General features: G+C 60.8%; 22 protein-coding genes. 15 read left to right on the top strand and 7 right to left on the bottom strand.

Annotated features, from left to right (window positions below; translation table 11 throughout):
• Positions 1–21: 21 nt before the first annotated feature.
• Positions 22–882 (bottom strand): helix-turn-helix transcriptional regulator, encoded by an 861-nt coding sequence (locus J3361_RS03840; protein ID WP_243458726.1) that lies wholly within the window; start codon positions 880–882, stop codon positions 22–24.
• 374 nt (positions 883–1256) lie between these two features.
• Between J3361_RS03840 and J3361_RS03835 the strand changes: the two genes are divergently transcribed.
• From J3361_RS03835 to J3361_RS03800, 8 genes are all read left to right on the top strand, one after another.
• Positions 1257–1847: an amino acid synthesis family protein gene (locus J3361_RS03835; RefSeq protein ID WP_003182108.1), complete on the top strand. Its 591-nt coding sequence runs from the start codon at positions 1257–1259 to the stop codon at positions 1845–1847.
• A 43-nt stretch (positions 1848–1890) separates the two neighbouring features.
• Complete coding sequence (locus tag J3361_RS03830) at positions 1891–2724, top strand: alpha/beta fold hydrolase (protein WP_207962572.1); 834 nt, start codon at positions 1891–1893, stop codon at positions 2722–2724.
• Positions 2721–4202, top strand: a complete 1482-nt coding sequence (locus J3361_RS03825) for an aldehyde dehydrogenase (RefSeq protein ID WP_207962571.1) — start codon at positions 2721–2723, stop codon at positions 4200–4202. The genes J3361_RS03830 and J3361_RS03825 overlap by 4 nt, the downstream gene beginning before the upstream one ends.
• 12 nt (positions 4203–4214) lie before the next feature.
• Positions 4215–4700, top strand: a complete 486-nt coding sequence (locus J3361_RS03820) for a flavin reductase family protein (RefSeq protein WP_039589600.1) — start codon at positions 4215–4217, stop codon at positions 4698–4700.
• Between the two features lie 144 nt (positions 4701–4844).
• Positions 4845–6320, top strand: a complete 1476-nt coding sequence (locus J3361_RS03815; protein WP_207962570.1) for an NAD-dependent succinate-semialdehyde dehydrogenase — start codon at positions 4845–4847, stop codon at positions 6318–6320.
• A complete protein-coding gene (locus J3361_RS03810) occupies positions 6317–6706 on the top strand; it encodes a carboxymuconolactone decarboxylase family protein (protein WP_207962569.1) in 390 nt (129 codons plus the stop codon). The genes J3361_RS03815 and J3361_RS03810 overlap by 4 nt, the downstream gene beginning before the upstream one ends.
• An 85-nt stretch (positions 6707–6791) precedes the next feature.
• A complete protein-coding gene (locus tag J3361_RS03805; protein WP_207962565.1) occupies positions 6792–7544 on the top strand; it encodes a GntR family transcriptional regulator in 753 nt (250 codons plus the stop codon).
• Positions 7545–7546: 2 nt separating this feature from the next.
• Complete coding sequence (locus tag J3361_RS03800) at positions 7547–8110, top strand: NUDIX hydrolase (protein ID WP_207962564.1); 564 nt, start codon at positions 7547–7549, stop codon at positions 8108–8110.
• A 59-nt stretch (positions 8111–8169) separates the two neighbouring features.
• Here the strand turns inward: J3361_RS03800 and J3361_RS03795 are convergent, their stop codons facing one another.
• Positions 8170–8508 carry a DUF1330 domain-containing protein gene (locus tag J3361_RS03795; protein ID WP_207962563.1) on the bottom strand — a complete coding sequence of 113 codons (339 nt, stop codon included), beginning with the start codon at positions 8506–8508 and terminating at the stop codon, positions 8170–8172.
• An 81-nt stretch (positions 8509–8589) separates the two neighbouring features.
• On the opposite strand from J3361_RS03795, the gene ribBA reads away from it, so the two are divergent.
• From ribBA to J3361_RS03770, 5 genes are all read left to right on the top strand, one after another.
• Positions 8590–9699 carry a bifunctional 3,4-dihydroxy-2-butanone-4-phosphate synthase/GTP cyclohydrolase II gene (ribBA, locus tag J3361_RS03790; protein WP_207962562.1) on the top strand — a complete coding sequence of 370 codons (1110 nt, stop codon included), beginning with the start codon at positions 8590–8592 and terminating at the stop codon, positions 9697–9699.
• Positions 9700–10047: 348 nt separating this feature from the next.
• Positions 10048–11073 carry an ABC transporter substrate-binding protein gene (locus J3361_RS03785; protein ID WP_207962560.1) on the top strand — a complete coding sequence of 342 codons (1026 nt, stop codon included), beginning with the start codon at positions 10048–10050 and terminating at the stop codon, positions 11071–11073.
• Positions 11070–12002: an ABC transporter permease gene (locus J3361_RS03780; RefSeq protein WP_198724826.1), complete on the top strand. Its 933-nt coding sequence runs from the start codon at positions 11070–11072 to the stop codon at positions 12000–12002. The genes J3361_RS03785 and J3361_RS03780 overlap by 4 nt, the downstream gene beginning before the upstream one ends.
• 6 nt (positions 12003–12008) lie before the next feature.
• The gene (locus J3361_RS03775; RefSeq protein WP_030142570.1) at positions 12009–12818 is read left to right on the top strand and encodes an ABC transporter permease; all 810 of its coding nucleotides are present in this window, start codon (positions 12009–12011) and stop codon (positions 12816–12818) included.
• Positions 12819–12835: 17 nt separating this feature from the next.
• On the top strand, positions 12836–13987 hold the full coding sequence (locus J3361_RS03770) for an ABC transporter ATP-binding protein (protein WP_207962558.1): 1152 nt from the start codon (positions 12836–12838) through the stop codon (positions 13985–13987).
• Positions 13988–14132: 145 nt separating this feature from the next.
• Here the strand turns inward: J3361_RS03770 and J3361_RS03765 are convergent, their stop codons facing one another.
• Positions 14133–15539 carry a cytosine permease gene (locus tag J3361_RS03765; protein ID WP_207962556.1) on the bottom strand — a complete coding sequence of 469 codons (1407 nt, stop codon included), beginning with the start codon at positions 15537–15539 and terminating at the stop codon, positions 14133–14135.
• 324 nt (positions 15540–15863) lie between these two features.
• On the opposite strand from J3361_RS03765, the gene J3361_RS03760 reads away from it, so the two are divergent.
• Complete coding sequence (locus tag J3361_RS03760) at positions 15864–16349, top strand: flavin reductase family protein (RefSeq protein ID WP_039589581.1); 486 nt, start codon at positions 15864–15866, stop codon at positions 16347–16349.
• A gap of 36 nt (positions 16350–16385) precedes the next feature.
• Positions 16386–17429: an LLM class flavin-dependent oxidoreductase gene (locus tag J3361_RS03755; protein ID WP_207962550.1), complete on the top strand. Its 1044-nt coding sequence runs from the start codon at positions 16386–16388 to the stop codon at positions 17427–17429.
• 51 nt (positions 17430–17480) lie between these two features.
• On the opposite strand, the gene J3361_RS03750 is transcribed toward J3361_RS03755, so the two are convergent.
• The 4 genes from J3361_RS03750 to J3361_RS03735 form a co-directional block, all read right to left on the bottom strand.
• Positions 17481–18806 carry an ammonium transporter gene (locus tag J3361_RS03750; protein ID WP_207962549.1) on the bottom strand — a complete coding sequence of 442 codons (1326 nt, stop codon included), beginning with the start codon at positions 18804–18806 and terminating at the stop codon, positions 17481–17483.
• A 201-nt stretch (positions 18807–19007) separates the two neighbouring features.
• Positions 19008–20345, bottom strand: a complete 1338-nt coding sequence (locus tag J3361_RS03745) for an FMN-binding glutamate synthase family protein (protein ID WP_207962548.1) — start codon at positions 20343–20345, stop codon at positions 19008–19010.
• A gap of 20 nt (positions 20346–20365) precedes the next feature.
• Positions 20366–21049 (bottom strand): protein glxC, encoded by a 684-nt coding sequence (locus J3361_RS03740; RefSeq protein ID WP_207962547.1) that lies wholly within the window; start codon positions 21047–21049, stop codon positions 20366–20368.
• Between the two features lie 11 nt (positions 21050–21060).
• Complete coding sequence (locus J3361_RS03735) at positions 21061–21966, bottom strand: glutamine amidotransferase family protein (RefSeq protein WP_207962546.1); 906 nt, start codon at positions 21964–21966, stop codon at positions 21061–21063.
• Between the last annotated feature and the right edge of the window lie 69 nt (positions 21967–22035).

Here is a 22035-nt window from a genome sequence, read left to right as displayed (position 1 = left end):
GCGTCTATTTTTAAAGCGGGGTTAGAACAATGGCGGAACGAGGTTGAACTCACCCTCGGAGGGGCGAATCAGCAGCCGCGCCCTCACCTCGCTGGGGATCTCAGGGGCATCAATCGGGAAGCAGCTGCAACTGGAAAGCGCGTTACGCAGGTCGATCGATTCACCGAGGTACTCAAACACAATCTGCGCACCAAAGGGACGTCGGAAATTGTCGCCCGACACGCCGAGCACCAAGCCATTGAGAAAGCGGAAGCGACTGCGGTAGGAGGGGTAAAGCGCCGACCAGATATAGCCCCGAGACGATAAGTATTCACGCTCGACGATGTAAATCAGATCGGATGAGGCAAAGCAGAACCCACGATATTTATTGATGCCGAAACTCTTCAGTTGGTCATCACCCAACCTCACTCGCTCGTAGGTTTTACTCAGGATCTTGTTGCCGGAACGGGTCAAGCGGGTAATCGACTTGATCACCTCCCCTGATCCGGAGGGCGACATCAAATAGACAAAATAGTAACCCTGGTACTTCGACAGTTCCTGGGCGGAGCTTGGGAAAAAATCGGCTGGTACGGCACTGTCCGGCTCTCGCACTGTGCGCTGTCTGTTGAGCAAAGTGCGGAACGATTCGTGCTCGGAGAATATTTCATCCTCATCCACCCCGAAAAAAGCGCATATCTTGCGAAGGGTGAAGAGCGAGGGTGTCGCCTGCGCGCCCAAATATTTATTGAATTGCTGACGATTGATATCGAGGGAGCGGCAGACCATCGCCACTGACTTGTAGTACCCGCAGAGAAGGCGCAAGTTTTGACTGAAGTCTTGCATCGACCGCGGTGAATTGGAACTCACCATTAAAAGTATTCCTAACGCCACAATGAACAACATGCTGGACTGATCGTCGCGTGGATCGCGTTCAGAAGCTTGGCAGCGCCACCCCGTGATCGACGTAAGCACCCAGCCCGACCATAGCGCCTGGGCGGGGGGTGTTCAACAGATACACGCCTACCAGCAGAAGGCCACTCATCTTCCTGCACCTCAGCGCCAGCCAGGAGCTTTACTACCTGGCGCACCACAGCCCAACAGCCTTCGACCAGATCGATTGCAGGTCTGACGCTGCGATGTACTCCAAAGCAGTTGCCGGTAGGACCTGCCCGCCTTCTATCGTCTTCCAATCACAAACTCATCTCAGGGGCTTGCACTGCTGGTATTATGGTATACCATCAGACGCACAAGCTTTTTCATTCCAACCGGAGCAGCTCATGAGTTTCGAAATCCGCAAGATCGTCAGCTATGTCGAAGAAACCTTTATCGAAGGCGGCAAGGCTACTGACAAGCCTGTGACCATGGTCGGGCTGGCCGTCGTGATGAAAAACCCTTGGCTGGGTCGCGGTTTCGTCGAAGATCTGAAGCCTGAAATCCGCGCCAACTGCTCCGACCTCGGAGCACTGATGGTCGAGCGCCTGGTGGGTATCATCGGTGGCGCCGAGAAGATCGAAGCCTACGGCAAGGCCGCTGTGGTCGGCGCCGACGGTGAAATCGAACACGCCTCCGCCGTCATCCACACCTTGCGCTTCGGCAACCATTACCGCGAAGCGGTCAAGGCCAAGAGCTACCTGAGCTTCACCAACAAGCGCGGCGGCCCTGGCACCTCGATCCAGATCCCGATGATGCATAAGGACGACGAAGGCCTACGCTCGCACTACATCACCCTGGAAATGCAGATTGAAGACGCCCCGCGCGCCGACGAAATCGTCGTGGTACTGGGCTGCGCCGATGGCGGTCGCCTGCACCCGCGCATCGGCAACCGTTACATCGACCTGGAAGAACTGGCTGCCGAAAACGCCCAGTAATCAAGATCGGTCAGAACAACAAAAAGGCATGCAGGAGCGCTCCATGATTCGGCTCACCGCTGAACTCACCCCGGCGGGCACCAGTTACCTGGCGACCGGCCAAGGCCAGCCCGTGGTTTTGATCCACGGCGTGGGCCTGAACAAAGAAATGTGGGGCGGCCAGGTCGTTGGCCTGGCCACGAAGTACCGTGTGATTGCCTACGACATGCTGGGCCATGGCGCCAGCCCACGCCCGGAAAGCGGCACGCCCTTGCTGGGCTATGCCGACCAGTTGCTGGAGTTGCTCGATCACTTGCAACTGCCCCAGGCAACGGTGATCGGCTTTTCCATGGGTGGGCTGGTGGCGCGGGCATTTGCCCTGCATTACCCGCAACGCCTGCAAGGGCTGGTGGTACTCAACAGCGTGTTCAACCGCAGCGCCGAACAGCGCGCCGGGGTCATCGCACGCACGGCGCAAGCGGCCGAGCATGGGCCGGACGCCAACGCCGAAGCCGCCCTGTCGCGTTGGTTCAGCCGTGAATATCAGGCGGCCAATCCGGCGCAGATCGCCGCGCTGCGCCAGACCCTGGCGGGGAACGATCCGCAGGGTTACCTGACCACTTATGAGTTGTTCGCCACTCAAGACATGTACCGCGCGGAAGATCTGGGGAGCATCCAGGTGCCGACACTGGTCGCCACCGGCGAGCTGGACCCCGGTTCGACACCGGAAATGGCCCAGCAACTGGCCGAGCGAGTTCCCGGTGCGACCGTCGCCGTGCTCGCCGAACAGCGGCATATGATGCCCGTGGAATCGCCGCGCCTGGTCAACCAGCTGTTGCTGGAATTTCTCGACACGGTTAACGCCCGACAAAACCAAATAAAGGGGATCGTTGCATGACACTCGCACGCTTCCAGATGTGCATCGGCGGTGAATGGGTCGATGCCCTCTCCGGCAAGAACTTTGAAAGCCTGAACCCGGCCCTGGCTCAAGCCTGGGCCGAATTACCCGATGCCGACGAAGCCGATGTCGAGCGCGCCGTGCAGGCTGCGCAGTCGGCGTTCGACAGCCCGGCCTGGCGCGGCCTGAGCGCTACCTCCAGGGGCAAGCTGCTGCGCCGCCTTGGCGACCTGATCGCTGAAAACAAGGAACAACTGGCGCAGCTGGAAAGCCGCGACAACGGCAAGCTGATCCGCGAAACCCGTGGCCAGGTCGGCTACCTGCCGGAGTTTTTCCACTACACCGCAGGCCTGGCCGACAAGCTCGAAGGCGGCACCCTACCCCTCGACAAGCCGGACATGTTTGCCTACACGGTGCATGAAGCCATGGGCGTGGTGGCGGCGATCATTCCCTGGAACAGCCCACTGTACCTGACGGCAATCAAACTGGCCCCGGCCCTCGCGGCAGGCAACACCATTGTGATCAAGCCGTCCGAGCACGCCTCGGCAACCATTCTTGAACTGGCTCGCCTGGCGCTGGAAGCCGGCATCCCGCCGGGCGTGGTCAACGTGGTCACCGGTTATGGCCCAAGCACTGGCGCCGCCCTCACCCGCCATCCGCTGGTGCGCAAGATCGCCTTCACCGGCGGCGCCGCCACGGCCCGGCATGTCGTGCGCAGCAGCGCGGAGAACTTCGCCAAGCTTTCCCTGGAGCTGGGCGGTAAATCACCGAACATTATCTTCGCCGATGCAGACCTGGACAGTGCGATCAACGGAGCAATCGCCGGGATTTATGCGGCATCCGGTCAAAGCTGCGTCTCTGGCTCACGGTTGCTGGTGCAGGACGAAATCTACGATGAGTTCGTCGATCGCCTGGTCGAACGCGCCAAGCGCATCCGCATCGGCAACCCGCTGGAGGACACCAGCGAGATGGGCCCGATGGCCACTGCGCAACAACTGGCCGTGGTCGAAGGCTTGGTAGCCGATGCCGTGGCAGAGGGTGCGCGCCTGCGCCTGGGCGGCAAGCGTCCAGTGAACCTGGGGGCGGGCTGGTTCTATGAGCCTACCCTGTTCGAATGCGACCGTAATTCGATGAAGATCATGCAGGAAGAGGTATTCGGTCCGGTGGCCTCGGTGATTCGCTTCAAGGACGAAGCCGAAGCACTGGCGATTGCCAACGACTCGCAGTTCGGCCTCGCCGCCGGCATCTGGACCCGTGACCTGGGGCGTGCCCATCGCCTGGCCCGGGACGTTCGCTCGGGGATCATCTGGGTCAACACCTACCGTGCTGTCTCGGCCATGGCGCCGATTGGCGGCTTCAAGAACAGTGGCTATGGACGCGAGAGCGGCATCGATTCGGTGCTGGCCTACACCGAGCTGAAAACGGTGTGGATCAACCTCTCTCAGGCTCCCATGCCTGATCCCTTCGTGATGCGCTAGGAGACCGCCGACATGATCGAACCCGGCATTTACAAAGACGTCATGAGCTCGTTCCCGTCCGGGGTCACGGTGGTCACCACCCTGGACCCGGACGGAGGCATCGTCGGCATCACGGCCAGCGCCTTCAGTGCGCTGTCGATCGATCCCGCCCTGGTGCTTTTCTGCCCGAACTATGCCTCGGACACTTACCCGATCCTGCGTAACAGCAAGCAGTTTGCGATTCATCTCCTATCGGCCGAACAGACAGCCGAAGCTTATGCGTTTGCTGGCAAAGGCAAGGACAAGGCCAAGGGCATCGAGTGGCACCTCAGCGAACTGGGCAACCCGCTGTTGGGCAAGGCCACGGCGATCATCGAATGCGAGCTATGGCGTGAATACGACGGTGGCGATCACGCGATCATCGTCGGCGCGGTGAAAAACCTGATTTTGCCCGAGCAACCGGTCACGCCGATGATCTATCACAAAGGCAAGTTGGGCCCACTGCCCACCCTGGCCTGATATTTTTCTTCTGGGCGTAGGTCCATGTGGGAGCGAGCCTGCTCGCTAAGACGGCGGCACATTCAACATCAATGTGACTGACACACCGCTATCGCGAGCAGGCTCGCTCCCACATAGAGCGCCCCCACCTTCTCAGGAGCCGGCATGAGCCCAGCAGCCTTGCAACTGTTCCGCCAACAGGCCTACATCGATGGCCAGTGGCTGGATGCGCCCGATGGTGCGCAACAAGATATTTACAACCCGGCCACTGGCGAGCTGATCGGCCAGGTGCCGAATCTTGGCGCCGCAGAAGCTCGCCAAGCCATCGCCGCCGCCGACAAAGCATGGCCGGCATGGCGCGCACTAACCGCCAAAGAACGCAGCCAGACGCTCAAACGCTGGCATGGGCTGATGCTGGAGCACGCCGACGCCCTGGCAGAAATCCTCACGCTGGAACAGGGCAAGCCCCTTGCCGAAGCCAAGGGTGAAATCCTCTACGCTGCAAGTTTCATCGAGTGGTTCGCCGAAGAAGCCAAACGCATCTACGGCGACACCATTCCCAGCCACAAAGGCGATGCGCGCATTGTGGTCAGCAAGGAACCGATCGGCGTGGTCGCGGCCATTACCCCCTGGAACTTCCCGGCGGCGATGATCACCCGCAAGGCCGGTCCGGCGCTGGCGGCTGGCTGCCCGTGCATCGTCAAACCGGCACCGGAAACGCCGTTTTCGGCGCTGGCCATGGCCGCGTTGGCGGAACAGGCAGGGATCCCATCGGGTATATTCAACGTCATCACCGGCGACGCCGTAGCCATCGGCGGTGAGCTGACCGCCAGTCCTCTGGTGCGCAAGCTGTCGTTCACCGGCTCCACCGCCATTGGCAAATTGTTGATGGCCCAATGTGCGCCGACATTGAAAAAAGTCTCGCTGGAACTGGGCGGCAATGCGCCGTTCATCGTGTTCGACGACGCTGACCTGGAGCGAGCCGTGGAAGGCGCGCTGGTCGCCAAGTTCCGCAATGCCGGGCAAACCTGCGTCTGCGTCAACCGCTTTCTCGTCCAAACCGGCATCCACGATGCCTTTGTCGCGCGCCTCGCCGAGCGAGTCGCGCAGTTGAGTGTTGGCAGCGGGTTTGAACAAGGCATCAACCAGGGCCCGCTGATCAACGAGCGTGCCGTGGCAAAGGTGGAGGAGCATGTGCAGGACGCCCTTGCCCATGGCGCCCGATTGCTCTGCGGTGGTGAACGACATGCCTTGGGCCACGGCTTTTTCCAGCCGACCGTCCTGGCCGGCGTCACCACGCAGATGAAAGTCGCCCGGGAGGAAACCTTCGGCCCGTTGGCCGCCGTGTTTCGCTTTGATACCGAAGCCGAGGCTGTGCATCTGGCCAATGACACCGAGTTCGGCCTTGCAGCCTACTGCTACACCCGCAACCTGGGCCGGGCCTGGCGCATGAGCGAAGCGCTGGAGTACGGCATGGTCGGGATCAACGAAGGGTTGATTTCCACCGAAGTCGCACCCTTTGGCGGCATCAAGTCCTCGGGGCTTGGCCGTGAGGGCTCGAAGTACGGGATCGAGGATTACCTGGAGCTCAAATACACCCTGATGGGCGGCCTGGACGACTTTGGGAGCGCGCAACGATGAGCAACGAAAAATATGAACAAGGCTTGAAAATCCGCACCCAGGTGCTCGGCGAAGCCTACGTGAACCGCTCGATCAAAAACGCCGACGACTTCACCCGCCCGCTTCAGGAGATGGTCACCGAGTACTGTTGGGGTCACGTCTGGGGGCGTGAGGGTTTGTCGCTTAAAGAGCGCAGCATGATAAACTTGGCGATGATTTCGGCCCTCAATCGGCCCCATGAACTCAAGCTGCATGTACGCGGCGCCTTGCGTAACGGGCTGAGCCGTGAACAAATACGCGAAACTCTGCTTCAGGTCGGTATTTATTGCGGTGTTCCCGCTGCCGTAGACAGTTTCCGGCTCGCCCGTGAAGCATTCGCCGAAGCTGATGCCGAGGCCTCCAGTTAACCCTTGGCTGTTTGATGACCTGAGCACGATGATCCTGGATCGGAGTGCTCTTTTTGCAAGGACAGCCACAATCAGAGCGGACCCCATGAAACGCCTGCCACTCGACGACAGCTTCAAGGTCAATCGCAATCCCGTTACGCTGCGCGAAATCGTGCTGGACAAACTGCGAAGCGCCATCATGAACTTCCAGCTCCTGCCGGGTGATCGCCTGGTCGAACGCGACCTATGCGATCGCCTGGGCGTGAGCCGCACTTCCGTACGCGAAGCTCTGCGTCACCTTGAATCCGAAGGGCTGGTCGAATTCGCCGACGCCAAGGGCCCACGGGTCGCCATCATCACCTTGGCCGACGCCGTTGACATCTATGAGCTGCGTTGCGTGCTCGAGGGCCTGATCGTCCAGCTGTTCACCCTGCGTGCCAAGGCCAAGGACATCAAGGCCCTGGAGAAAGCCCTCGCGGAAAACCGCAAGGCCCTCAAGGAAGGCGAGCTGCAACAAGTCATCGATTCGGTGCAAGGCTTCTACGACGTGTTGCTCGAAGGCTCCGGCAACCACGTGGCCGCCACCCAGTTGCGCCAGTTGCAGGCGCGCATCAGCTATCTGCGGGCGACCTCGGTGTCCCAGGAAAACCGTCGCGGCAGCAGCAACCAGGAAATGGAACGGATGGTCGAGGCGATCAAGAGCGGCGACCCCCTGGCCGCCCACCAGGCCTGCGTCGACCACGTGCGCGCTGCCGCCAAGGTTGCCCTGGAATACCTCAAGCGCAAACAGGAAGAGACCGGTGAAATCCCCGAGATCATCCCGCCCATCGCCCTCAAAGAACCGCGCATAGGTCGCTAGCCATGTTCAGCCCGAGCTTTTGTCCAAAGTGCGGCGGCAGTGACCTCGATCACCGCCTGCCAGCGGGCGATACCCATGAGCGACTGATGTGTGGTGGTTGCGGCTACATCCACTACGTCAACCCGAAGATCATTGCCGGCTGCATCATCGAGCAGGACGGCAAGTACCTGCTGTGCCAGCGCGCCATCCCGCCGCGCCCGGGTACCTGGACACTGCCGGCCGGCTTCATGGAAAGCGGTGAGACCACTGAACAGGCGGCGCTGCGGGAAGTCTGGGAAGAAACCGGCGTACGCGCTGAAATCGTCTCGCCCTACTCGATCTTCAGCGTGCCGAAGATCAGCGAGGTGTACATCATCTTCCGCGCCATCGCGCTGGAGATCACCGGCCAGTTCGGCCCGGAAACCCTCGCCTGCCAGTTCTTCGCCCCTGAAGACATTCCCTGGGACAGCATCTACTACCCGGCCATCCGGCAGATCCTCGAACGTTATATCGAGGAACGCCAGGCCGGGGTCTATGGCATCTACATGGGCAACGACGACAGCGGCAAGATTCATTTCATCCGCTGACGCCCCTGTAGAAGCTTGCGAAGCCTGCGATCTTTTGATCCTGGTCTTTCGCTTGAGACTCAACTGTCAGGGACAAGATCGCAGCCTCGTTGCACTCGACAGCTCAGTGGAATCACGCCTTCGACGATGATCACCTCGGCCCGGGCCACGCCTTCACGGTGCGTCTTGGCCTCCTGATACTGCGCCGAGTGATAGCAGGCCAGCGCCTGTTCGTAGGAATCGAACTCGATCACCACACTGCGCTGCGGTGTGGCCCTACCCTCCATCGCTTCGCTGCGCCCGCCCCGGGCCAACATCCGACCGCCATGCAAGGCGAACGCCGCCGGCGCCCGTTGGGTGTATTGGCTGTATTGATCGGGGTCGGTGACATCCACATGAGCAATCCAGTACGCCTTCATAGTGACCTCTCGGTTTGTTTTGTATTATGGTATACCACAATATTGTTCCAGCAAGCCCCTCAAAACTAAAGAGAGCCCGACATGGCCTTTAACAGCATTCAGGAAATCATCGAAGACTACCGCCTGGGCAAGATGGTGTTGCTGGTGGATGACGAGGACCGGGAAAACGAAGGTGACCTGCTGCTGGCCGCCGATTGCTGCAACGCCCAGGCCATCAGCTTCATGGCGCGCGAAGCCCGGGGGCTGATCTGCCTGACGTTGACCGACGAGCACTGCCAGCGCCTGGGACTTGAGCAAATGGTACCGAGCAACGGCAGTGTGTTCAGCACCGCGTTTACGGTGTCCATCGAGGCTGCCACCGGCGTGACCACCGGTATTTCCGCTGCCGACCGGGCGCGCACCGTCGCCGCCGCCGTAGCCGTCGATGCGGGGCCCAACGACATTGTGCAGCCGGGTCATATCTTCCCGCTGCGGGCCAAGGAAGGCGGCGTGCTCACCCGGGCCGGGCATACCGAAGCCGGTTGCGACCTGGCGCGCCTGGCGGGTTTCACACCTGCATCGGTAATCGTCGAAGTGATGAACGATGACGGCACCATGGCCCGCCGCCCGGACCTGGAGATTTTCGCTCGCAAGCACGGCATCAAGATCGGCACCATCGCCGACCTGATCCACTACCGCCTGAGCACCGAGCACACGGTGGTGCGCATCGGCGAACGGGAACTGCCAACGGTGCACGGCCCCTTCCGCTTGTTCACCTTCGAAGACCGCATCGAAGGCGGCGTGCACATGGCGATGGTGATGGGCGACATTCGCCGGGAAGAACCGACCCTGGTGCGGGTGCATGTGATCGATCCACTGCGGGACCTGGTAGGTGCCGAATACAACGGCCCGTCCAATTGGACGCTGTGGGCGGCCCTGCAGCGGGTGGCGGAGGAAGGCCGCGGCGTGGTGGTGGTACTCGCCAACCACGAGTCCTCCCAAGCGTTGCTCGAGCGCGTACCGCAACTGACCCAGCCGCCACGACAGTTCAGTCGGTCGCAATCGCGCATCTATTCTGAAGTAGGCACCGGCGCGCAGATTCTCCAGGACCTGGGCGTCGGTAAATTGCGGCACCTCGGGCCACCGCTCAAGTATGCGGGGCTGACGGGGTATGACTTGGAGGTGGTGGAAAGTATTCCCTTCACCGGATAAACCCTAGGCAACACACAAATCCTTGTGGGAGCGGGCTTGCTCGCGAAGGCGGTAACACATCCAACATCTGCGTAGCTGAAACACCGCTTTCGCGAGCAAGCCCGCTCCCACAAAAGATCGCGAAAAACCCGGCCGTACAGATAGCCGGTACGGCAAAATGCTTGCAGAAAGTTTGGAATACCATAATATGATATTCCATAGACCGAACGCTTCAGCCAAGTGCCCCCAGCAGGGAAAGCACAAACAAAAGCCCTTGGCACGGTCGCCTTTAAGGCCAGATGGACCTACTGCTCCCGATAGGCGGGCGACAAAAGCCCGCTCAATAAACACAACAATGAGGGCGTGAAAATGGTGTTGAAGAAAAGTGCAGCCGCAGTTCTTTTTGCCGGCCTGCTGAGTGTCACCAGCCAAGCATCGATGGCCGCTGAAAGCGTCAACTTCGTCAGTTGGGGCGGCAGCACCCAGGACGCGCAGAAACAGGCCTGGGCCGACCCGTTCAGCAAGGCCAGCGGCATCACCGTGGTCCAGGACGGTCCCACCGACTACGGCAAGCTCAAGGCCATGGTCGAAAGCGGCAACGTGCAGTGGGACGTGGTCGATGTCGAAGCCGACTTTGCCTTGCGTGCCGCAGCCGAAGGCCTGCTCGAACCTCTCGATTTCTCGGTCATCCAACGCGACAAGATCGACCCGCGTTTCGTCTCCGACCACGGTGTCGGCTCGTTCTACTTCTCCTTCGTGCTCGGCTACAACGAAGGCAAGCTCGGCGCGGGCAAGCCAACGGATTGGTCGGCGCTGTTCGACACCAAGACCTACCCCGGCAAACGCGCTCTCTACAAATGGCCAAGCCCCGGCGTGCTCGAGTTGGCCCTGCTGGCTGATGGCGTGGCGCAGGACAAACTCTACCCGCTGGACCTGGACCGCGCCTTCAAAAAGCTAGACACCATCAAGAAAGACATCGTCTGGTGGGGCGGCGGCGCCCAATCCCAACAACTGCTCGCGTCCGGCGAAGCCAGCATCGGCCAGTTCTGGAACGGCCGCATCTACGCCCTGCAACAGGACGGCGCCCCGGTCGGCGTAAGCTGGAAGCAGAACCTGGTCATGGCCGATATCCTGGTCATTCCAAAGGGCTCGAAAAACAAGGCCGCCGCCATGAAGTTCCTGGCCAACGCCAGCAGCGCCAAGGGCCAGGCTGACTTTTCCAACCTGACCGCCTACGCCCCGGTCAACGTCGACAGCGTCGCACGCCTGGATTCGGTGCTCGCTCCCAACCTGCCGACCGCCTACGCCAAGGATCAGATCACGCTTGATTTTGCGTACTGGGCCAAGAACGGTCAGGACATCGCGACACGGTGGAACGAATGGCTGGTCAAATGAAAATATCGGCAACGGCACCTCGTCACACCGGGGGCGCCGCTGGCGCCGCCGGTGCGACAACCGTCCAGGCCGTTAAGCCGCAAACGCCGTCGCGGCTGCAACGCTGGCGCGGGGCCGGTAACCTGTTGCCTGCCCTGCTCTTCCTTGGCTTGTTCTTCCTGGCGCCGCTGATCGGCCTGCTGCTGCGTGGCGTGCTGGAACCGGTGCCCGGGCTGGGCAACTACGAGCAACTTTTCGCCAACTCGGCCTACGCCCGGGTGTTGTTCAACACGTTCTCGGTGGCCGGCCTGGTGACGCTGTTCAGTCTCTTGCTGGGCTTTCCGCTGGCCTGGGCCATCACCCTGGTGCCCCGTGGCTGGGGCCGCTGGATGTTGAACATCGTGCTGCTGTCGATGTGGACCAGCCTGCTGGCCCGCACCTACTCCTGGCTGGTACTGCTGCAAGCCTCGGGAGTGGTGAACAAGGCATTGATGGCCCTGGGCATCATCGACCAGCCGCTGGAGATGGTGCACAACCTCACCGGCGTGGTGATCGGCATGAGCTACATCATGATCCCGTTCATCGTCCTGCCGTTGCAGGCGACCATGCAAGCCATCGACCCGATGATCCTGCAGGCCGGCTCCATCTGCGGCGCCAGCCCCTGGACCAACTTCTTCCGGGTGTTCCTGCCACTGTGCCGGCCGGGGCTGTTCTCGGGCGGGCTGATGGTCTTCGTGATGTCCCTCGGTTACTACGTGACCCCGGCCCTGTTGGGCGGCGCGCAGAACATGATGCTGCCGGAATTCATCATCCAGCAGGTGCAGTCGTTCCTCAATTGGGGCCTGGCCAGTGCCGGTGCTGCCTTGTTGGTGGCGATCACGCTGGTGTTGTTCTACTTCTACCTGAAGCTCCAGCCGGAATCCCCGGTGGGCGCCAGCAACGCGAGGTAAGCCGTCATGCTCCTGACCCCAAATGCCATGAGCCGGCGCATGCGGTTCGGCTTGTATTTCACCACTGGCGTGATCGCGTTGTTCCTGCTTCTGCCGATCGTGTTCATCGTGCTGTTGTCGTTCGGATCGTCCCAGTGGCTGGTCTTTCCACCACCGGGCTGGACGTTCAAGTGGTACGGCCAGTTCTTTTCCAACCCCGACTGGATGAGCGCGGCATTGACCAGCCTCAAGGTCGCGGTGCTGACCACCGTCTGCGCCGTAGCCCTGGGCTTGCCCACCGCGTTTGCCCTGGTGCGCGGGCGTTTTCCGGGCCGGGAAATGCTCTATGGCCTGTTCACCCTGCCGATGATCGTGCCGCTGGTGATCATTGCGGTAGCGGTGTATGCGCTGTTCCTCAAGCTCGGCTACACCGGGACGATGTTCGCCTTCGTGGTCAGCCATGTGATCGTCGCGCTGCCCTTCACCATCATCTCAATCATCAACTCGCTCAAGCTGTTCGACCAATCCATCGAGGATGCGGCAGTGATCTGCGGTGCCTCGCGCCTGCAAGCGGTGTTCAAGGTGACATTCCCGGCGATTCGCCCGGGCATGGTCGCCGGTGCGCTGTTCGCGTTCCTGGTGTCGTGGGACGAGGTGGTGTTGAGCGTGATGATGGCCAGCCCGACCCTGCAAACGCTGCCCGTAAAAATGTGGACCACCCTGCGCCAGGACCTGACGCCTGTGATCGCCGTCGCTTCGACGCTGCTGATCGGCCTCTCGGTATTGGTGATGGTGATCGCCGCCGCCCTGCGCCGGCGCAATGAAATCAGCGCTTGAGCGCCTAGGAGAACACAATGAGTGCTGTCAAAGACCCCGCACAACAGAACAACAAGACCCTGGTCAGCCTGCGCAACTTGAACAAGCACTACGGCGACTTTGCCGCCGTGGACGATATTTCCCTGGAGATCCAGGACGGTGAATTCCTGACCTTCCTCGGCTCCAGCGGCTCGGGCAAGAGCACCACGCTGTCGATGCTGGCCGGGTTCGAAACTCCCAGCAGCGGCGAAATCCTGGTGGACGGGAAATCCTTGGTCAACGTGCCGCCACACAAGCGCGACATCGGCATGGTGTTCCAGCGTTACTCGCTGTTCCCCCACCTGTCGGTGCGCGACAACATTGCGTTTCCCCTGGCGATTCGAAAACTGGCCAGCGCCGAGCGCGAACGGCGGGTCGACGCCATGCTCAAACTGGTGCAACTGGGAGAATTCGCCCATCGCCGCCCCTCGCAATTGTCCGGTGGCCAGCAGCAGCGCGTGGCGATTGCCCGGGCGCTGGTCTATGAGCCACGCATCCTGCTGATGGACGAGCCCCTCGGTGCCCTGGACAAAAAACTGCGAGAAGATTTGCAGGACGAACTGCGCCAGTTGCATCGGCGCCTGGGCATCACCATCGTCTACGTCACCCATGACCAGGAAGAAGCCATGCGCCTGTCCCAGCGCATCGCCATTTTCAGCCATGGCAAGATCGTCGGCCTGGGCAGCGGCTATGACCTCTACCAGAACCCGCCGAACGCCTTTGTCGCCTCGTTCCTGGGCAACTCCAACTTCCTCAAGCTCAAGGCCCAGGGCAATGCTGCGGCGACGTTCGAAGGCCAATCGCTGTCGATCCGCCTGACCGCCGGCCTGCAATCCGAGCAGGATGTGTTGCTGATGGTGCGTCCGGAAAAAGCGTTGGCCCTGAGCGTCGAACAAGCCAGCCGGGACTCGTTGCCGGCCGGGTGGAACGAAGTCTCGGCCAAGGTCGTGGAAGTGTTGTTCCTCGGCGAAAGCCAGACTTGCAGCGTAGTGACGTCCGGTGGCACGGCCATGACCGTCAAGGCGTTGTCCGCCGCCGGCATGCCGCTGAAGGCTGGCGACCCGGTGCGAGTGCGCTGGGCCACCGCCGATGCATGCGTCTATACCGAATGGGCCGAAAGCGACCTCAACAAGGCTGCTGGCGCTCACTAAGACAAAGGCCCACCAAGGTGGGCCCGTTTTTCCATTGTCACCCTCGGGTCACCACAGCGTCGGGCTGTGGTGACCTTTTTTTTGCTGCCAAGGTGATGCGGATGCGATGGTTTCAACTGCAGGTCGAATAATCGCTGACGCTTGGTCAGTCCGTGTAGCCCAACCGCGCCGCTTTGCTATGCCGGGTTTGCCCGCGTGTTGCCAGGCAGTAGTACAACGGGCACGTCACCACCAAGCCCACCAGCCAAGACAGATCCGCACCCTCGACCAGATTGGCGTACGGGCCGACGTACAACGAGGTGTTTGCAAACGGCAATTGCACGATGATGCCGATGCAATAGGCAATGATCGCGTGGGAATTGAAGCGCCCGTAGATCCCGCCGTCCCCGCGGAAGATCGAAGTGATGTCGTACTCGCCACGCTTGATCAAGTAGAAGTCGATCAGATTGATCGAAGCCCACGGCACCAATACCAGCAACAGCGCCAGGATCAGCCCGATGAATTCAGAAATGAAATCCGCCGACGCACCGAGGGCGACCAGGCAGCAACCGGCCAATATTACGCTCGACAACACCACGCGCACCTTGATACTCGGCGTCCACTGGCTGGCGAATGTCTGTATCGAGGTGATGATCGACAGCACCGCACCGTACAGATTCAGCGCGTTGTGGCTGATGATGTTGAGCAGGAAAAGCACCATCAGAATCGGCCCCAGCCACCCGGTTGATTGTTTTACCGCATCCATCGCTTCAGTGCCTTCCGGCGTCGCCAGCACAGCCACGGCGCCGAAGCTGAACGACAGGATTGTGCCCAGCGTCGCGCCCAGGTAAGTGGCCCAAAACGGTTTGGCGATGCCGATATCCGCCGGCAGGTAACGAGAGTAGTCCGACACATAAGGCGAGAAACTGATCTGCCAGATGATCCCCAGCGACACCGTGGCCAGCCAGCCGGACAGGTTGAAATTGCCGCGAGTCAGGAAGTCCGCCGGCAAGTCATGGGCGAAGATGTAGATGAATCCGGCCAGCAACGCGCCGCCCATCACCCAGGTACCAATGCGGTTGAGCGTGTGGATGAAGTTGTAGCCGATCACCCCGATCGCCGTGGCGGCCAGTGCGCCGATCAGAATACTCAGCGGCGCCGGCACCGACGGCGCGATGCCGACGATGGATTTGCCGGCCAGCACGATGTTGGAAATGAAAAAGCCGACGTAGATGATCGCCGCGAAGAACACGATCAGCAGCGCGCCGTAACGGCCGAACTGGCCACGGCTCTGGACCATTTGCGGAATGCCCATGCGCGGCCCTTGGGCCGACGCCAGCGCAATCACCACGCCGCCGATCAGGTGCCCCAGCGCAATCGCCAGCAGCCCCCAGAGCAGATCGAGATGGAACACTTGGACGACCATGGCGCCGGTAACGATGGGCAGTGGCGCGATGTTGGTGCTGAACCAAAGGGTAAACAGGTCGCGGGCCCTGCCATGGCGTTCCGCGAGTGGGACGTAATCGACCGTGTGATTCTCGATTAACGGGTCTTGCCGGGACATCTGGGACATGTGCATGAACTCGAGTTTGTCTGATCTTGTATTTGTATGAAGCCAAACCAGAGGCGCTTTTCGGCGGCTCCTCAGATGCGAACCATATTATGGTATTCCAACATTTCACAAGACTGATCCGATCGTTGAAGGGCAAGCTGATCCGTTTTTATGAGGGCTCAACACACCCAACCTTGCACGATAGCCCCCGTAAACATTGGGCTTTGTCCTATATAAATGCGTTTATCGGCGGAAATAAAAACCCCTTGCAAACGACGTATTACGGTATACCATAAGACCTACAATCCTATAAGAACCATGCTGCAGCACCCGAGGACCCTTCCAATGATCGATGCCGCCGTCTACAAACAAGTCATGGGCTCGTTCCCGTCCGGGGTAACGGTGATCACCACGCTGGATGACGACGGGCAGATCGTCGGCCTCACGGCCAGCGCGTTCAGCTCGCTGTCCATGGAGCCGGCCTTGGTGCTGTTCTGCCCCAACTACAGCTCCGACTCCTATCCGGTACTGATCAAGAACAAACGCTTTGCCATCCACGTGCTTTCCGGCAGTCAGCAAAGTGAAGCCTACGCTTTCGCCCGCAAAGGCAAGGACAAGGCGCAAGGGATCGAATGGACGTTGAGCGAACTGGGCAATCCGATCCTGGCCAACGCCACGGCTATCATTGAATGTGAGCTATGGCGCGAATATGAAGGTGGCGACCACGCGATCATGGTCGGCGCCGTGAAGAACCTGATAGTGCCGCAGCACACCGCCGGTCCGCTGGTGTACTGCCACGGCAAGATGGGCGCCCTGCCCGTCCTCGCCTGAATCGACAGTCAATAATAAAGATCCGAGGTAAGCGTCATGAAGTTTTCCCTGTTCGTGCACATGGAGCGTTGGGACGAAAGTGTCAGCCACCGCCAGTTGTTCGAAGACCTGACCGAACTGACCCTGATGGCCGAGGCTGGTGGCTTCAGCACCGTCTGGATCGGCGAACACCACGCCATGGAATACACCATCTCGCCAAGCCCGATGCCATTGCTCGCCTACCTGGCCGCCAGGACCACCACTATCCATCTTGGCGCCGGCACCATCATCGCGCCGTTCTGGCATCCGCTGCGGGTAGCGGGCGAATGCGCACTGCTGGATGTGATCAGTAACGGGCGCATGGAAGTCGGCCTGGCCCGTGGTGCCTACCAAGTGGAATTCGACCGCATGGCCGGCGGCATGCCAGCTTCCTCCGGCGGCCAAGCCCTGCGGGAAATGGTTCCGGTGGTGCGCGCCCTGTGGCAAGGCGACTACGCCCACGACGGTGATATCTGGAAATTCCCCACCTCCACCAGCGTGCCCAAGCCGATCCAAAAGCCCAACCCGCCGATGTGGATCGCCGCCCGCGACCCGGACTCGCATAATTTCGCCGTCGCCAACGGTTGCAACGTCATGGTCACGCCGCTGATGAAAGGCGACGAAGAAGTCCTGGACCTGAAGAACAAGTTCCAGGCGGCCCTGGACAACAACCCCGGCGTGGCGCGTCCGCAATTGATGGTGCTGCGCCACACCCACGTGCATGCCGTCGACGACCCCGAAGGCTGGAAGATCGGTGCCCGGGCGATTTCGAAGTTCTATCGCACCTTCGATGCCTGGTTCGGCAATAAGACAACCCCCGTCAACGGCTTCCTGGAACCGAGCCCTGAAGAAAAGTTCGCCGAACGTCCGGAGTTCCAACTGGAGAGCCTGCACAAGACCGCCATGATCGGCACGCCCGAGGAAATCATCCCGCGCATCAAGTACTACCAGGAACTGGGCGTCGACGAGTTCAGTTTCTGGTGCGATAACAGTCTGCCCCACGCGGAGAAGAAAAAATCCCTGGAGTTGTTTATCAAACACGTCGTGCCAGCATTTCGTTGATCTTGCATGAACGCCGGGCTGATGCCCGGCGTTCATTCAGTCGCAAGCATCTCAATGGTTATAGGCACGCTCGTTGTGCTCGGCCAGGTCTAGCCCCATCTCCTCCACCGACTCATTGGCGCGCAAGCCGATCACCGCGTCGATGACCTTGAGAATGATCCAGCTGATGACGAAGCAGTACACCGTCGTCAACAACACGCCCTTGATTTGAGCGACAACCTGAGCGCCCATGCTCACGCCTTCCACCAGTCCTCCCAAGGACGGTACGCAGAACACTCCGGTCAATACCGCGCCGATCATCCCGCCAATGCCATGCAAGCCAAACACGTCGAGGCTGTCGTCATACCCAAAACGACGCTTGAGCACGGTGACGCTCAAATAGCAAAACACCCCGCACAACAAACCGATAGCCAGCGCACCGCCGACGCCCACATACGCACAAGCCGGCGTGATGCCCACCAGGCCCGCCAAGGCCCCACTGGCCAGGCCCAGGGCGCTTGGTTTGCCAACCTTGAACCACTCGGTGAACATCCAACCCAGGATGCCGGCGCACGCCCCCAACTGGGTGTTGAGCATGACGATGCCCGACGTTCCGCTGAGACCGCCGCCGGAACCGATGTTGAAACCGAACCAACCCACCCATAGCATCGCCGCACCGGCCATGGTCAGGCTCAGGTTGTGGGCTGGCATCGGCGTGTTCTGATAACCCTTGCGCTTGCCCAGGATCAGGCAGGCGGCCAAAGCGGCGACGCCCGCATTGATGTGCACGGCGGTACCGCCGGCGAAATCGAGCACGCCCCAGTTGTGCATCAAAGCGCCCGAACCACCCCAGACCATATGGGCCACCGGCGCATATACCAGCGTGAACCACAACGCCATGAACCAGAGTGCCGCGGAGAACTTCATGCGTTCGGCGAATGCACCGGCGATCAGCGCCGGGGTGATGATCGCGAAGGTCATCTGAAAGGTCACGAATACGCCCTCCGGAATATCCCCTACCAGGCTCTCCGGAGTCATGCCCGCCAGAAAGGCCCGGCTCAATCCACCGACGAAACTGTTGAATGTCACCTGCCCTTCAATCATGCCAGTGCTGTCGACCACCATGCTGTAGCCATAGATCACCCACAGCACGCCAACCAGGCCGGCGATGCCGAAGCACTGGGTGAACAGCGAGAGCATGTTCTTTGCGCGGACCAGGCCGCCGTAAAACAGTGCGAGGCCTGGTAGACACATAAACAGCACCAGCACGGCGGCGGTGACCATCCACGCGGTGCTGCCTGTGTTCAATGTGGGTGCGTCGGCCGCCTGGGCGAGCGGCGCGAGTGCGCCAGCCCCCAATAAGACCGAAAGGGATTTGCCGAGAAGACGATTGACCATGTTCAAAGCTCCTGCGAAGGAAAGTGGGTGTCGGGCAGCGAGCAATAAAGAATGAGATCCGGGCCTTTTTGGCCTCTCGAATGTAAATGCCATGAACAGGACTTGTGGGAGCGGGCTTGCTCGCGAAAGCGGTGGGTCAGCTTGCAGCAGTTTTGACCGTACCGTCGTCTTCGCGAGCAAGCTCGCTCCCACAGTTTTTTGTCAGTAAACGGTACCGGAACCCGGAATCCAGCTAGTCCCCGCCAGCGGCACCCGCGCCATCGCCGCCGACTCCACCGTCAGTGCCACCAGATCCTCGGGATCGAGATTGTGAAGGTGCGACTTGCCGCAAGCCCGGGCCATGGTCTGGGCCTCCAGCACCAGGACGCGCAGGTAGTTGGCCAGGCGCCGGCCACCCTCCACCGGATCCAGTCGCTTGGACAGTTCCGGATCCTGGGTGGTGATCCCGGCCGGGTCGCGGCCGTTCTGCCAGTCATCGTAGAAACCGGCGGCCGAGCCGATCTTCTTCAGTTCCTCGTCCAGGCGTGGATGGTTATCACCCAAGGCAATCAGCGCCGCCGTCCCGATGGCCACCGCATCCGCACCCAGCGCCATCGCCTTGGCGACGTCGGCACCGTTGCGGATCCCGCCGGAAACGATCAATTGAACCTTGCGATGCATGCCCATCTCCTGCAGCGCCTGTACCGCTTGCGGTATGGCCGGCAAGATCGGAATCCCCACGTGTTCGATAAACACTTCCTGGGTCGCGGCCGTCCCACCTTGCATGCCATCGAGCACAATCACGTCTGCCCCGGCCTTTACGGCCAACTTGACGTCGTAGTACGGACGGCTGGCGCCGATTTTCACGTAGATCGGTTTTTCCCAATCGGTGATTTCGCGGATCTCGGCAATCTTGATCGCCAAGTCGTCGGGACCGGTCCAGTCGGGATGACGGCAAGCACTGCGCTGATCGACACCGATCGGCAAGGTGCGCATGCCGGCAACACGCTCGGTGACTTTCATCCCCAGCAACATCCCGCCGCCACCGGGTTTGGCGCCCTGCCCCAGGACGATTTCAATCGCGTCTGCCTTGCGCAGATCGTCCGGGTTCATGCCATAGCGGGACGGCAAATACTGATAGACCAGATGCTGCGACTGGCCGCGTTCTTCCGGGGTCATGCCGCCGTCACCGGTGGTGGTGCTGGTGCCGGCGATGGTCGCGCCACGACCAAGGGCTTCCTTGGCATTGGCCGACAACGCACCGAAGCTCATGCCGGCGATGGTTACCGGAATCTTCAGGTGGATGGGCTTCTTGGCAAAGCGGTTGCCGAGGATTACATCAGTGCCGCATTTCTCCCGATAACCTTCCAGCGGATAACGGGAAACGCTGGCGCCGAGCAGCAGCAAGTCATCGAAGTGCGGCAGCTTGCGCTTGGTGCCGCCGCCACGAATATCGTAGATGCCAGTCTCGGCGGCACGTTGGATTTCCTGGATGGTCAGGCGGTCGAAGGTGGCGGACTCGCGCAGTACGGGAGCTGCTTTTTGGATGGGGTCGCTCATATCTGTTCTCCTCGCGCGGATCAGTACGCGGACGCGTTATCGACTTTGAAGTTGTACAACTGACGGGCCGAACCGTAGCGCTTGAAGTCAGCCGCCATATGGGCAAAACCCGCACGGTTCAACAGGTCCTGGAGTTCCTGGAGGTGCTCGGCACGCATCTCTTTCTCGATGCAATCGGAACCGAGGGACTCCACATGGCCCTTCACGTAGATGTGGGTCTCGTACAAGGAGTCGCCCAGCGCATCGCCGGCATCGCCGCAGACCACCAGGCGCCCGGCCTGGCCCATGAAGCAGCTCATATGACCGATGCTGCCGCCCACGACAATGTCGATGCCCTTCATGGAAATGCCGCAACGCGCGCCGGCATCCCCTTCAATCACCAGCAGCCCGCCATGGGCCGTGGCACCGGCCGCCTGAGAGGCGCTGCCTTTGACGCGGACGTAGCCGGACATCATGTTCTCGGCGCAACCGACACCGACGTTGCCGTGGACGGTGATCGAGGCCTTTTGATTCATGCCCGCGCAGTAGTAGCCGGCGTGCCCTTGAATGTCGATGGACAGCACTTCGTTCACCCCAACCGCGAGGTTGTGCTTGCCGTCCGAATGAGTCACCACCCATTCGCGCTCTTCAACGCTGTTGGCCTGGTCGTGCAACGTCTGGTTGAGTTCACGCACGGTGGCAGTGGAAAGATCGATGGTTTTCATGTGTACGCCCCTTAAGCTGACTCGCGTTCCCAGATGTACATCGTGGCCGGTGCCGGCTCCCAGACCCTGGCGTGCTCGATGCCCGGCAGGCTTGACAGGGCCTGATACTCGGAAGCCATGGCCACGTAGTCGTCGGTCTCGGCGAGGATCGCCGGCTTGCAGGCAATCGGGTCGCGGATCACGGCAAAACCGTTGCGAGTGCCGATGGCGAAGGTGAAGAAACCGTCCAGATCCTCCAACGAGTGATCCAGCGCCTCCTTTAATGAATCGCCCTGCTGCAGGCGCCAGGTCAGGTAGCCGGCGGCCACTTCGGTGTCGTTGTCGGTCTCGAAGTGAATGCCTTCGCGCTTGAGCTCCTGGCGTAGGCGGAAGTGATTCGACAGCGAGCCGTTGTGCACCAGGCACAAGTCGGCGCCAGTAGAGAACGGGTGGCTGCCTTCCATGGTCACCGCGCTTTCAGTGGCCATGCGGGTGTGGCCGATGATGTGGCTGCCCTTCATGCCGGCCAGGCCGAAGCGTTGGGAAATTTCCAGCGGCAAGCCCATGCCCTTGAGTATTTCGATGCTCTGGCCGGCGCTCATGATGCGCACGCTCGGCGCGAGTTCGGCGAGGGCCAGACGTACCGGCGCCTCTTCGGCATTGACCTTGAGCACCGCGGCGCTGGCGTTCTGGAACCACTCCAGCGAGCAGCCAAGGCGACCTTCCAGTCCGCCCACCAGGGCTTTCCAATCGAAACCGTCGGTGGTCGCTTGCAGGGTCAGCTTGACCCAACCGTCCGCCACTTCATCGCCATAAATGGCAAACCCTGCGCTGTCCGGCCCGCGGTCGGTCATGGCCTGCAACATCGGTTCAAACAGCTTGCCGAGCTGGGATTCCAGCTGCGGATTTTTCAGGTAAAGACCTACGATCCCACACATATCAAGTCTCCTTCGGAGGCAGTGAACACTCGACGCCGTGCCGGGTGCCCGAATGGTTGTCACAACAAA

Source organism: Pseudomonas sp. OA65, assembly GCF_017498305.1.
In the GTDB taxonomy this organism is placed as follows: domain Bacteria; phylum Pseudomonadota; class Gammaproteobacteria; order Pseudomonadales; family Pseudomonadaceae; genus Aquipseudomonas; species Aquipseudomonas zanjanensis.
The sequence above is the reverse complement of the archived record's forward strand: the minus strand, read 5'-3'. Positions and strand labels throughout refer to the sequence as shown.